This window comes from Streptomyces sp. NPDC015125 (genome assembly GCF_043080045.1).
GTDB lineage: Bacteria > Actinomycetota > Actinomycetes > Streptomycetales > Streptomycetaceae > Streptomyces.
In genome coordinates, this window is the sequence record NZ_JBIBVF010000026.1 from 70,670 (window position 1) to 83,088 (window position 12,419).

Annotated in this window: 10 protein-coding genes; all 10 read left to right on the forward strand. The window is 71.7% G+C overall.

Annotated elements, in window-relative coordinates:
• The first annotated feature begins 217 nt into the window (after positions 1-217).
• Positions 218-1,084 (forward strand): amino acid ABC transporter permease, encoded by an 867-nt coding sequence (locus ACF088_RS35715; RefSeq protein ID WP_392380064.1) that lies wholly within the window; start codon positions 218-220, stop codon positions 1,082-1,084.
• Positions 1,081-3,087, forward strand: coding sequence for an FAD/NAD(P)-binding protein (locus ACF088_RS35720; protein ID WP_392380065.1), 2,007 nt, complete (start codon positions 1,081-1,083; stop codon positions 3,085-3,087). The genes ACF088_RS35715 and ACF088_RS35720 overlap by 4 nt, the downstream gene beginning before the upstream one ends.
• On the forward strand, positions 3,071-4,000 hold the full coding sequence (locus ACF088_RS35725) for an ABC transporter permease subunit (protein WP_392380066.1): 930 nt from the start codon (positions 3,071-3,073) through the stop codon (positions 3,998-4,000). The genes ACF088_RS35720 and ACF088_RS35725 overlap by 17 nt, the downstream gene beginning before the upstream one ends.
• The gene (locus ACF088_RS35730) at positions 3,997-4,815 is read left to right on the forward strand and encodes an amino acid ABC transporter ATP-binding protein (protein WP_392380067.1); all 819 of its coding nucleotides are present in this window, start codon (positions 3,997-3,999) and stop codon (positions 4,813-4,815) included. Before ACF088_RS35725 ends, ACF088_RS35730 begins: the two co-directional genes overlap by 4 nt.
• A 2-nt stretch (positions 4,816-4,817) precedes the next feature.
• Complete coding sequence (locus ACF088_RS35735; protein WP_392380068.1) at positions 4,818-5,810, forward strand: ABC transporter substrate-binding protein; 993 nt, start codon at positions 4,818-4,820, stop codon at positions 5,808-5,810.
• A gap of 32 nt (positions 5,811-5,842) precedes the next feature.
• The gene (locus tag ACF088_RS35740) at positions 5,843-6,907 is read left to right on the forward strand and encodes an LLM class flavin-dependent oxidoreductase (protein ID WP_392380069.1); all 1,065 of its coding nucleotides are present in this window, start codon (positions 5,843-5,845) and stop codon (positions 6,905-6,907) included.
• Positions 6,907-8,244, forward strand: a complete 1,338-nt coding sequence (locus ACF088_RS35745; protein WP_392380070.1) for an NtaA/DmoA family FMN-dependent monooxygenase — start codon at positions 6,907-6,909, stop codon at positions 8,242-8,244. Before ACF088_RS35740 ends, ACF088_RS35745 begins: the two co-directional genes overlap by 1 nt.
• A 382-nt stretch (positions 8,245-8,626) precedes the next feature.
• Positions 8,627-9,526 (forward strand): S1 family peptidase, encoded by a 900-nt coding sequence (locus ACF088_RS35750; protein ID WP_392380071.1) that lies wholly within the window; start codon positions 8,627-8,629, stop codon positions 9,524-9,526.
• Between the two features lie 303 nt (positions 9,527-9,829).
• Complete coding sequence (locus ACF088_RS35755; protein ID WP_392380072.1) at positions 9,830-10,753, forward strand: slipin family protein; 924 nt, start codon at positions 9,830-9,832, stop codon at positions 10,751-10,753.
• Between the two features lie 478 nt (positions 10,754-11,231).
• Positions 11,232-12,308 carry a S1 family peptidase gene (locus tag ACF088_RS35760; RefSeq protein WP_392380073.1) on the forward strand — a complete coding sequence of 359 codons (1,077 nt, stop codon included), beginning with the start codon at positions 11,232-11,234 and terminating at the stop codon, positions 12,306-12,308.
• The last annotated feature ends 111 nt before the right edge of the window (positions 12,309-12,419 follow it).

Genomic DNA, 12,419 nt, shown 5'->3' on the forward strand with positions numbered 1-12,419 from the left:
AGCCGCTGCCAGAGATACATGCGAGTAAGTGGAACAGGCATCCGTTTCCGCGTCAACCATGAAGTGATCCACGGCTCACAGTCCGGACGGCCTTGACAGCGAGGCGTGTTCACCCCATAGCCTCAAGGGCCGGTCGTGCTGAGGGGCACGGCCCGTTTCCGCCTGTGTGAAGGCGCTCCACTCCCGTGCTCGCGCTCGGCATCCACGGAGCCTTCGCATGCCTTCTCGCACCCTTGCCACCCACTCCGGATCCACCACGGCTCCCCCCGATGGCCCGGACCGCCCCGACCCCCGGATCGTGCCGCGCCGCCGCACCGGCCAGTGGGTCGCGGCCGCCGCCGTCCTGGTCCTGCTGGCGCTGGCCCTCCGGTCCGTCGTACGCAACGACGCCTTCCAGTGGGCCGTCGTCGCCGACTACTTCCTGACCCCCGCCGTACTGCGCGGCCTGGGCCTCACCCTCTGGCTGACCGCAGCCGTCATGGCACTGGGCTTTGTGCTGGGCACCCTGCTCGCGACGATGCGGCTGTCCGCCAACCCCGTGCTGCGCGGCGTCAGTTGGGGATACGTCTGGCTCTTCCGGTCGATGCCGGTCCTGGTGCAACTGCTGTTCTGGTTCAACATCGGGGCGCTGTACCCGACGATCCTCGGCATCAAGACCGTCCAGCTCCTCGGCCCGCTCACCGTCGCCCTGATCGGCCTGACCCTGCACGAGGCCGCCTACGCCGCCGAGGTGGTCCGCGGCGGCATCCTCTCCGTCGACAAGGGGCAGTTGGAGGCGGCGCAGTCGCTGGGGCTCGGCGCCTGGCGGCGGCTGCGCCGCATCGTGCTGCCGCAGGCGATGCGCTCCATCGTGCCGCCGGCCGGCAACATGCTGATCGGCACCCTCAAGGGCACCTCCATCGTCAGCGTCCTCGCCGTCCAGGACCTGCTCTACTCCGTCCAGCTGGTCTACCACCGCACCTACCAGGTCATCCCGCTGCTGCTGGTCGCCACCCTCTGGTACATCGCGGTCACCTCCGTGCTCGGCGTCGGCCAGTACTACCTGGAGCGGCACTACGCCCGCGGTGCGGCCGGTGCCCGATGAGCCGGTCCGCGAACCCCTCCGTCCGGCCGTCCGTGGTGATCGTGGGAGCCGGGCCGCGCGGCACCGGGCTGATCGAGCGGATCGCCGCCAACGCCCCCGAGCTGTACGGCGACGCGGCCCTCGACCTGCATCTCGTCGATCCCCACCCGCCCGGCGGCGGCCGTATCTGGCGCGCCGACCAGTCGCCCCTGCTGTGGATGAACTCCACGGCCGAGGACGTCACCATGTTCACCGACGAGAGTGCCGAACTGGACGGGCCGGTGCGGCCGGGGCCCTCGCTCGCCGAGTGGGCCCGCGCGGTGCGCGACGGCGAGATCCCCGTCGCGCCCGGCCTGGCCGACGCCCTCGCGGCACTCGGGCCCCGCGACTTCGCCGGCCGGCGGCTGCAGAGCGCCTATCTGAGCTGGGTGTACGAGCGGTCGGTGGCCGCACTGCCGCCGTCCGTCGCCGTCCATGAGCACCGGCAGCGGGCGGTACGGGTCTCGGGCCCGCGCGACGGCCGGCAGCAGGTGCATCTGGCGGGCCGCCCCACACCGCTCCCGGCCGACCTCGTGGTGCTCACGCTAGGGCATCTGGAGTCCGAACTCGCGCCGGATGAACAGGAGTTGTCGGACTTCGCGGCCCGGCACGGTCTGACGTACCTGCCGCCGGCATTCACCGCGGACAGCGAGCCGAGTGCCCTCCGGCCCGGTGAACCGGTGCTCGTGCGCGGCTTCGGGCTGGCCTTCGTCGATCTGATGGTGCTGCTGACCGAGGGCCGCGGCGGCACCTACACGACCGGCGCCGACGGACAGCCGGTCTACCGGCCCTCGGGGCGTGAGCCCGTCCTGCACGTCGGGTCACGGCGCGGAGTGCCCTACCACTCCAAGATCGGTTACACGATGGACGGCGAACGGCCGCCGCTGCCCCGCTTCTTCGGGCCCGAGCAGGTCGACGCGCTGCTCGCCAGGACCGACGGGTTCGACTTCCGGCGGGACGTCCGGCCGCTGATCGACAAGGAACTGGGATTCGCCCACTACCACCGGCTGTTCACCGCCCATCCCGCCCGCACCCGGATGAACTGGCCGGACTTCGAGGAGAAGTACGCCGCCGCCGGCCCGGACGGCGCCGCCCTCCGGGCCCTGGTCGGCGCCGCGGTCCCGGACCCCGCCGACCGTCTCGACCTCGATGCCCTGGACCATCCGCTGGACGGCCTGCGCTACCCCGACGCCGAGGCGCTGCAAGACGGGCTGCGCCGCTGGATCGAGGCCGACCTGGCCCGCCGTCACGACCCCGCGCACAGCCCCGACCTGGCGGTTTTCCTTGCGCTGCTGTCGGTCTACGGCCAGCTGGTACGGATCGGCGACCACGGCCCCTGGTGGCACGGGTTCTTCAGCTATCTCGCCTCCGGCCCGCCCGGACCCCGGCTACGGCAGCTGCTCGCCCTCTCCCGGGCCGGGGTGGTGCGCTTCCTCGGCGCCGGCACCACCGTCACCGCCGATGCGCGGCGCGGGGTGTTCCGCGCCGAGAGCGCCAGTGTGCCGGGGGAGTCGGTCGAGGCCCGGGCACTGGTGGAGGCGCGGCTGCCGGAGGCGACCGTCGAGCGCACCCGGGACGCCCTGCTGCGTGCCCTGTACGCCGACGGCGCGGCCACGACTCCCACCGGGCTGCTGGCGGTGGACCCCGTCGACGGCCGGATCCTGGACCGGACCGGCCTCCCCCGAGTTCTCGCCTCCTCCCCCACTCCCGGCTTCGCTCGACCGGGGGGACCCCCATGCACAGGGGGGGACCCCCGTCACCCGCGCCGCTTCGCCCTCGGCCCGCACACCGACGCCCGCTCCGGCGGCGCCTTCGCCCGGCCCCGTACCAACGCACCCGCCTTCCGGCAGAACGACGCCACCGCACGGGCGCTGCTCACCTTCCTGCGGGACCGGGCCGCCCTGCCCCCGGCCGCGCCCCGGCCCGCCGTCGCCCTCGTCCGCCCCGCTCCCACCCCCGAGGACTCCCATGCCGCTGACCAGTGACCCACCCGTCGAACAGGCCGTACCCCAGCCGGCCGTACCCCAGCCGGCCGCTCCCCAGCAGGCCGGACCAGCGCCGGCGGACGACCCGGCGGCCCTGAAGGTCGTGCCCGTACGCCATCCCTGGCGCTGGGCGGCGATCGTGGTGACGGCGGTGCTGATCGCCCAGTTCGTGCACGGTCTGGTCACCAACCCCGCCTGGGAATGGGAGGTGTTCGCCCAGTTCTTCACCGCACGGACCGTGCTCAAGGCGGTCTGGGTCACCCTGCAGCTCACCGTCTACGGCACCGCCCTCGGCTTTGCGCTGGGCATCGTGCTGGCCTTCATGCGGCTGTCCGCGAGCACCTTCCTGCGCTGGGTCGCCTTCGGCTACATCTGGGCCTTCCGCTCCATCCCGCTGATCGTCCAGCTGCTGTTCTGGTTCAACCTCTCCTATCTCTACAAGCGCCTGGACTTCGGTATCCCCTTCGGTCCCGGCTTCGTCCACGTCGACACCATGGGACTGGTCGGGGCGATGGGCGCGGCGGTGCTCGGGCTGGCGCTGCACCAGGCCGCGTACGCCGCCGAGATCGTGCGCGGCGGGGTGCTGGCCGTGGACGGCGGGCAGTTGGAGGCGGCCGCCGCGCTCGGCATCCCCCGGCTGCGGCAGCTGCGCCGGATCGTGCTGCCGCAGGCGGCCCGCTCGATCCTGCCGAACGCCACCAACGAGGTCATCTCCCTCTTCAAGGGCACCTCGATCGTCTCGGTCATGGCGATCGGCGAACTCTTCTACCAGGTCCAGGTCATCTATGGACGCAACGGCCGGGTCGTGCCCCTGCTGATGGTCGCCACCGCCTGGTACGTCCTGTTGACCACGGTGCTCTCCGTCCTCCAGCACTACGTCGAACGCCACTTCGCCAAGGGAGCCACCCGATGAGCGTGCAGAGCGCCATGGTCGACATCCGCGCGGTCCACAAGAGCTTCGGCCCGCTCCAGGTGCTGAGCGGGGTGGACCTCCAGGTCCGGGCCGGCGAGGTCACCGTCATCCTCGGCCCGTCCGGTTCCGGGAAGTCCACCCTGCTGCGCACCATCAACCACCTGGAGAAGGTCGACAGCGGCTCGGTGAGTGTGAACGGCGCGCTGGTGGGCTACCGGCGCGATGACAGGGCGGCGGCCCGGAGGGCCTTCGGCAAGGGTGCGGGGCGACGGGCGGGCAGGCTCTACGAGCTGCGCGAACGCGAGATCCTCAAGCAGCGCACGGAGATCGGCTTCGTCTTCCAGAACTTCCACCTCTTCCCGCATCTGACCGTGCTGGAGAACATCACCGAGGCACCCGTCGCCGCGCTGGGCCGCCCGAAGAAGGAGGCCGCCGAGTCCGCACGGGCGCTGCTCGCCCGGGTCGGGCTCGCCGGCAAGGCGGACGCCTACCCCAGGACGCTCTCCGGCGGCCAGCAGCAGCGCGTCGCCATCGCCCGTGCGCTCGCCCTGGAGCCCAAGCTGCTGCTCTTCGACGAGCCGACCTCCGCGCTCGATCCGGAGCTGGTCGGCGAAGTCCTGGAGGTCATCAAGGACTTGGCGCACCAGGGCACCACGATGATCGTCGTCACCCATGAGATCGGCTTCGCCCGGGAGGTGGCCGACACCGTCGTCTTCATGGACGGCGGACGGATCGTCGAACAGGGCCCGCCCGGCGAGGTGCTCGACCGTCCGCGCCATGAGCGCACCACGTCCTTTCTCTCCAAGGTCCTTTGAGCATGAGGAGTCATCCGTTGACCCGCCGCCGTACCCTGACCGCAGCCCTGCTCGCCGCCGGCTCCGTAGCGCTCACCGCCTGCGGCGGCACCGCGGCGTCGGGCGACAACAGCGTGCCGGCCGCCGCCGGAGGCCGGGGACCGAAGATCAATATCGGCCCCGACCAGCACCGCATCCCTGGCGCCAAGGACCCGAAGAGCGCCGCACTGGTGCCCGCCCGGGTCCGGAAGGCCGGTGTCCTGCGGATCGGTGTGGGCGCCGAGTCCAGCCCGCCGCTGAGCTTCTACGCCACCGACGACCAGACCCTCATCGGCGTCGAGGAGGACATCGCCACCCTCGTCGCCGACACCCTCGGCCTCAAGCCCCGCTTCGACCCGCTGTCCTGGGAGAACCTCTTCGTGGGCCTGGACAGCGGCAAGCTCGACGCGGTCTTCGCCAATGTCACGGTCACCGAGGAGCGCAAGGAGAAGTACGACTTCGCCACCTACCGGCTCGACCAGCTGGCCATGGAGGCGAAGAAGGGCAGCGGCTGGAAGGTACGGGGCGCCAAGGACGTCGCGGGGAAGACCATCGCGGTGGGCACCGGCACCAACCAGGAGAAGATCCTGGTCGACTGGAGCAAGGAGAACGAGAAGGCCGGCCGCACACCGGTCGACATCAAGTACTTCCAGAAGCCCTCCGACACCTACCTCGCGCTCCAATCGGGCCGTATCGACGGCTTCTTCGGCCCGAATCCGACCGCGGCGTACCACGTGAACACGGCAGGGCAGACGGAGATCACCGGCACCTTCTCCGGTGGCGGCGACCGCGTCCAGGGCAAGATCGCCGCCACCACCAGGAAGGACAGCGGCCTGGTCAAGGCCTATGCCGCCGCACTGCAGAAGGTCATCGACAACGGCCGCTACGGCAAGGTGCTGGCGCGCTGGGGGCTGACCGGAGAGCACCTGAAGACCTCGCAGATCAATCCGCCCGGCCTGCCCAGGACCGCCAACTGACCGGCGCCCGGCGCAGAAAGGAAGCCCCGCCCATGTCCCCGCCCATGTCCCCGCCCCCACGCCCGCTGCAGCTGGCCGTCGCGCTGGACGCCCCGCAGCGGCCCGGTGCCCCGGCCCCCTACGACGCGGCGCACTTCGTGGCGCTCGCCCGGCTCGCCGAGCGCGGCGGCCTCGGCTTCGTCACCCTCGGCGACGGCTTCGCCCGTCCCGGACTCGACGCGCTCGCCGTACTGGCCCGCGTCGCGCCCGCCACCGAGCGGATCGGCCTGGTCCCCACCGTCACCACCACCCACACCGAGCCGTTCCATGTCTCCACGGCCGTGGCCACCCTGGACTGGGTCAGCCACGGCCGGGCCGGCTGGAGCGTCGAGGTGTCCACCACCGAGGCCGATGCCGCGCTCTTCGGCCGCCGCGGTGCGGCCCCGCCCGCCGAGGTCTGGCGCGAGGCCGGCGAAGTCGCCGATGCCGCCGCCCGGCTGTGGGACAGCTGGGAGGACGACGCCGAGATCCGCGACCGGGCGACCGGCCGGTTCGTCGACCGGGACAAGCTCCACCACGTCGACTTCACCGGCAGCTCCTTCTCCGTCCGCGGCCCCTCCATCGTGCCGCGGCCCCCGCAGGGCCGGCCGGTCGTCGTCGTGGAGCTGACCGCGGCGGGGGAGGACTTCGCGGCGCCGACGGATCCGGTCGTGGCGGAGGTGGCCGCCGCCCACGCCGATGTCGTGCTGGTCCGCGCGGAGGACCCGGGCACCGCCGGCGCCGCCCGCGCCGAACTGCGCGCCCGTGCCCGCGTACACGGCCGGGACCCCGACCGCCTGATCGTCCTCGCCTCGCTGCCGGTCGGGCTGGAGAGTCCGGCCGACGCCGCGGGGCTCGCCGAGCTGCTGTGCGACTGGCACGCCGACGGCGCCGCCGACGGCTTCCAGCTGCGGCCCGCCGACCCGGCCCGCGACCTCGCGCTGCTCGTCGACGGCACCGTCCCCGTGCTCCGGCACCGTGGTCTGCTGCCCGGCTTCCACTCCGGTGCCACGCTGCGCGAGCACCTCGGCCTGCCGCGCCCCGCCAGCCGCTACGCCCCCGCCCGGGAGGCCTCCTGATGTCCCCGACCGAACCGCGCTCTGCGGCCCGCACACAGATCCATCTGGCCGCGCACTTCCCCGGCGTCAACAACACCACGGTCTGGGCGGACGCCCGGTCACAGAGCCAGATCGCCTTCTCCTCCTTCGCCCAGCTCGCCCGCACCGCCGAACGCGGACTGTTCGACTTCTTCTTCCTGGCCGAGGGGTTGCGGCTGCGCGAGCACAAGGGCCGCATCCACGACCTCGATGTGGTCGGCCGGCCCGAGTCGATCACCCTGCTCAACGCGCTGGCGGCGGTCACCGACCGGCTGGGCCTGGCCGCCACCGTCAACGCCACCTTCAACGAACCGTATGAACTCGCCCGCCGTCTCGCCTCCCTCGACCACCTCAGCGGCGGCCGGGCCGCCTGGAACGTCGTGACCACCTCCGACGCCTTCACCGGCGAGAACTTCCGCCGCGGCGGCTACCTCGACCGCGCCGACCGCTACACCCGCGCCGCCGAATTCGTCGCCACCGCACGGGAGTGGTGGGACTCCTGGACGGAGGACGGACCGCCGCGCCCGGTCGATCACCGTGGGGAACACTTCACCGTCCGCGGCGAGTTCACCGTGCCGCGCAGCCCGCAGGGCCACCCCGTCGTCATCCAGGCGGGGGACTCGCCCGAAGGCCGGGAGTTCGCCGCCTCCGCCGCCGACGTGATCTTCACCCGGCACAGCGGCCCGGAGGCGGGCCGCGCCTTCTACGCCGACGTCAAGGGCCGGCTCGCGGCGTACGGCCGGCAGCCCGGCGACCTCAAGATCATGCCGGGGGTCACCGTCGTCCTCGGTGACACCGCGGCCGAGGCCCGGGAGCATGCCGCCGAGATCCGCCGGCAGCAGGTCTCCCCGCAGAACGCGCTGCTGGCGGCGGAGCAGATCTGGGGCGTCGACCTGTCCTCGTACGACCCCGACGGGCCGCTCCCGGACCTCGACCCGGTCCCCGGCAGCGAGCTGGCGCAGGGCCGGGTCAAGATCGCCGACCCGAAGGCCGTGGCCGACAAGTGGCGGGCGCTGTCGCAGGCCAAGGGGCTGTCCCTGCGCGAGACGGTCATCGAGACCACCGGCCGGCAGTCCTTCATCGGCACCCCACAGGCCGTCGCGGCAGAGATGGAAACCTACGTGCGCACCGGCGCCGCCGACGGCTTCATCCTGGTGCCCCATCTGACCCCCGGTGGGCTGGACGAGTTCGTCGACCGGGTCGTCCCGCTGCTCCAGGAGCGCGGTGTCCACCGCACGGAATACTCCGGCAGGACGCTGCGCTCTCACCTCGGGCTGCCGGAGCCCGTACATGCCGAAGGGGAGGGCCGACGGTCATGAGTACCCCCGACCACACCCTCTGCCTCTTCCCGCCGCCCGGCACCACCCTGTCCGTCGCCTGGCCGGCCGGGGAGCGGAACCGCAACGTCCGCTGATCCGTCCCATCCCCGACCGAGGGGGTCAGCGCCGCCCCGGCAGCCGTCAACGAGGCTGCCGGGGCGGAGTGTTGCGGGCGGTGTGGCGGGCGGTGCGGCCATGAAGCACGTGTATCCGGCACAAGACAATCGTGTGACCCTCTTGCGCTGCGGGGGTGGTGCGCCCGAAACTCCGCTCAGCGCTTGTCAGGGGCACGCTGAAAATGAACGTGCGGATTCTTGCGTGCCCTTCGGCTGCGCCTCACGGGCTGCCCACCGGCGGCCCCCGATCCCCCTCGGAGGAATCAGTGAGGAACGAGCGCACCACCCCCCGCAGTGGCGTAGGAAGACGCACCCGGCTGATCGCCGTGGCGTCCGGACTGGTGGCCGTCGGTGCCATCGCCATCCCCACCGCCACTGCACAAAGCCCCGCCCCCGCAAGGACGTTCAGCGCCACCCAGCTCACCGCCGTCGGCCAGGCGGTACGCGGCGCGGATGTCGCGGGCACCGCCTGGCGGATCGACGGCAAGAGCCACACCCTGGTCGTCACCGCCGACCGTACGGTCTCCCCGGACGGGATCGCCAGGATCGAGCGGGCCGCGGGCGGCAACGCCGCTGCGGTCCGCATCGACCGCATCGCGGGCACCTTCCGCAAGTTCATCTCCGGCGGCGACGCCATCTACGCCCCCAGCTGGCGCTGCTCGCTGGGCTTCAACGTCCGCAGCGGCAGCACCTACTACGCTCTGACCGCCGGTCACTGCACCGACGGCAACCCGCCGTGGACCACCGGCTCCGGTGCCGGCATCGGCCCGACCGCGGGCAGCAGCTTCCCCGGCAACGACTACGGCATCATCAAGTACACCGGCTCGGTCTCCCACGAGGGCACGGTCGGCAGTCAGGACATCACCAGCGCCGGCACCCCCTCCGTCGGCCAGACGGTCACCCGCCGGGGCTCCACCACCGGCATCCACAGCGGCAAGGTGACCGCGCTGAACGCCACCGTCAACTACGGCGGCGGCGACATCGTCTCCGGACTGATCCAGACCACCGTCTGCGCCGAACCCGGCGACAGCGGCGGCCCGCTCTACTCCGGGACCAAGGCACTCGGGCTCACCTCCGGCGGCAGCGGCGACTGCACGTCCGGCGGCACCACGTTCTTCCAGCCGGTCACCGAGGCGCTGAGCGCCTACGGGGTGAGCGTCTACTGACGCCGGCCGGCTGACTTCCGTACGGACCGGTCTGCGCGCGCACCGGGACCCGTACGGCCGGGACCCGTACGGCCGGGACCCGTACGGAGGGGCAGTCGGCAACCGGCAACCGTAGCGATCGCCGGACCCGGCTCCGGCTCCGGCAGCACAAGGGCCCCCGTCCGCCGGTGGACGGGGGCTCGGCCGCGCCCGGTAGCGCCCGGTGGCGCCTGGTGTGGGCCTCCTCGCCCGCCTTCCCTGACCGGGCATACCATGGTAAACAGCGCGATTCGGATGGCGTGCGGCACATGTCAGGGAGCCGTGATGGTCGAAGAACTGGTGACGGCCGGGGTGGCACTGGCCTCCGTGGGTGCCGTGTATCTCGTGGCCGCGGCCCGGGTGGTCAAGCAGTACGAGCGGGGTGTGGTGCTCCGGCTGGGGCGGCTGGCCTCCGAGGTGCGCGGGCCGGGGTTCACCATGATCGTTCCGGGCATCGACCGGATGCGCAAGGTCAATATGCAGATCGTCACGATGCCGGTGCCGGCCCAGGAGGGCATCACCCGGGACAATGTGACCGTCCGGGTCGACGCGGTCGTCTATTTCAAGGTCGTGGACGCCGCCGACGCGGTCATCCGGGTCGAGGACTACCGCTTCGCGGTCTCGCAGATGGCACAGACCTCACTGCGGTCGATCATCGGCAAGAGTGAACTGGACGACCTGCTGTCGAACCGGGAGAAGCTCAATCAGGGCCTGGAGCTGATGATGGACAGCCCGGCCATCGGCTGGGGTGTGACCGTCGACCGGGTGGAGATCAAGGACGTCTCGCTGCCGGAGACCATGAAGCGGTCGATGGCCCGCCAGGCGGAGGCGACCCGGGACCGGCGGGCCCGGGTGATCAACGCCGATGCCGAGCTGCAGGCGTCCAAGAAGCTGGCCGAGGCGGCCGAGGCGATGTCCGACCAGCCCGCGGCGCTGCAACTGCGGCTGCTGCAGACCGTGGTGGCGGTCGCCGCCGAGAAGAATTCCACCCTTGTCCTGCCTTTCCCGGTCGAACTGCTGCGGTTCCTGGAGCGCTCCGGGCTGCAGGCCCAGGCGGAGACCGCGGCGGCCGAAGCGGAGCGGGGGGCCGCGCGGCGGCCGGCCGGTCCGGCGAAGCCCGGGGTCTCGCGTGCGGCCGTCGAGACCGGCGAGGAGGGCGCACTGCCCCCGGAGCTGGAGGACCTCCCGGACGCCGAGGACCTGCCGTAGCGGCGGAGTGGGTGCTTCGGGGTGCTTCGGTGTGCTTAGGCGGCCTTCTGGGTCTTTCGTTAAGGCCTATCCCTGATGTCCGCCTGATCGGCGTATGTGCCTGCTTATGCGGGCACTTGCGGCATTCTCTGCCGGGCGGGGGCCGGTTCCCGGCCGCCGTTTTCCGGCCAGCTATAGTCCTCACACGTTGCCGTCCGCCGAGCGCCTCGTGTGCCTGCTGATGTCCGCACTCGGGTCGAGGTGTGCGGACATCGGTGTGACCTTCGTGTGGCGAAATGGTGAACTCCCGTATGTGGGACCGGAACCCGGTCTTGTGCGCGAGTGAGGCGGATGGCAATACTCGGCTCCGCACGTTGGCATGGACGCGCCTTCCGGGGCCTGCTCCTCGGGCAGATCCGTTCCTGCCCCGATTCCTCACTCTCCGGGTCCGGGTAACTCCCCACAGTTTCCGGGCTCTTCCCCCCACGGAGGCTCTGACTTGAAGCACCGTCGCATACCCAACCGGCGCGTCATCGTCGCAGGTGCGGGAGCCCTTGCGCTTGCCGCCACCGCCACTGTCACCCTCGCCAACGCCAACGCGTCCACGGCCCCCGCGCGCACTCCCGCGCTCGCCAAGCTGACCTCCACCGCGGCGGCGACCCTCGCCTCTCACCTCAAGACGGACACGGCCGGTTCCTTCTACGACGTCAAGGCCAAGAAGCTGGTCGTCAATGTGGTGAACAAGGCCCAGGCCCAGGCCGTGCGGGCGAAGGGGGCGGAAGCCAGACTCGTCAAGCACACCTTCGCCCAGCTCGACTCGGCCCGGCAGACGCTGAAGTCGAAGGCGACCATCCCCGGCACGTCCTGGGGTATCGACCCGGAGAGCAACAAGGTCGTGGTCACCGCCGACCGCACGGTCAAGGGCACCAAGCTGGACCGGCTCGCCAAGGTCGCCAAGGCTCTCGGCGACAAGGTCGAGGTGCGCCACAGCAAGGGTGAGTTCAAACCCTTCATCGGCGGCGGCGACGCGATCTGGGGCAGCGGGGCCCGCTGCTCGCTCGGCTTCAACGTCGTCAAGGACGGCAAGCCGTACTTCCTGACGGCCGGCCACTGCGGCAACGAGATCAAGAGCTGGTCCGACAAGCAGGGCGGCTCGGCGATCGCGACCACCGAGGACTCCAAGTTCCCGGGCGACGACTTCTCCCTCGCCAAGTACACGGGCGACACCCCGCACCCCAGCGAGGTCGACCTCTACAACGGCAGCACGCAGAAGATCACCAAGGCCGCGGAGGCCACCGTCGGTGAGAAGGTGCAGCGCAGCGGCAGCACCACCCAGGTCCACGACGGCACCGTCAAGGCGCTGAACGCCAGCGTCAACTACCAGGAGGGCACGGTCGAGGGTCTGATCCAGACCGATGTCTGCGCCGAGCCCGGCGACAGCGGCGGCGCCCTCTTCGACGGCGACGCCGCGATCGGCCTCACCTCCGGCGGCAGCGGCGACTGCTCCCAGGGCGGCGAAACCTTCTTCCAGCCCGTCCCGGAGGCCCTGAAGGCCTACGGCGCGCAGATCGGCTGACCCCCGCGCGGCAGCACACCTCCCGGCGCACGGCACCGGCTCCCGGACGCGCTCGACGTCCGGGAGCGGGCGCCGGCCCATGGTGCCCGCCGCACGCGATGATCCCCGGGC

Bases quoted from the DNA above. Each gene is read 5' to 3' on its own strand.
- ACF088_RS35715 (WP_392380064.1), top strand. From the start codon at position 218: ATGCCTTCTCGCACCCTTGCCACCCACTCCGGATCCACCACGGCTCCC.
- ACF088_RS35720 (WP_392380065.1), top strand. From the start codon at position 1,081: ATGAGCCGGTCCGCGAACCCCTCCGTCCGGCCGTCCGTGGTGATCGTG.
- ACF088_RS35725 (WP_392380066.1), top strand. From the start codon at position 3,071: ATGCCGCTGACCAGTGACCCACCCGTCGAACAGGCCGTACCCCAGCCG.
- ACF088_RS35730 (WP_392380067.1), top strand. From the start codon at position 3,997: ATGAGCGTGCAGAGCGCCATGGTCGACATCCGCGCGGTCCACAAGAGC.
- ACF088_RS35735 (WP_392380068.1), top strand. From the start codon at position 4,818: ATGAGGAGTCATCCGTTGACCCGCCGCCGTACCCTGACCGCAGCCCTG.
- ACF088_RS35740 (WP_392380069.1), top strand. From the start codon at position 5,843: ATGTCCCCGCCCATGTCCCCGCCCCCACGCCCGCTGCAGCTGGCCGTC.
- ACF088_RS35745 (WP_392380070.1), top strand. From the start codon at position 6,907: ATGTCCCCGACCGAACCGCGCTCTGCGGCCCGCACACAGATCCATCTG.
- ACF088_RS35755 (WP_392380072.1), top strand. From the start codon at position 9,830: ATGGTCGAAGAACTGGTGACGGCCGGGGTGGCACTGGCCTCCGTGGGT.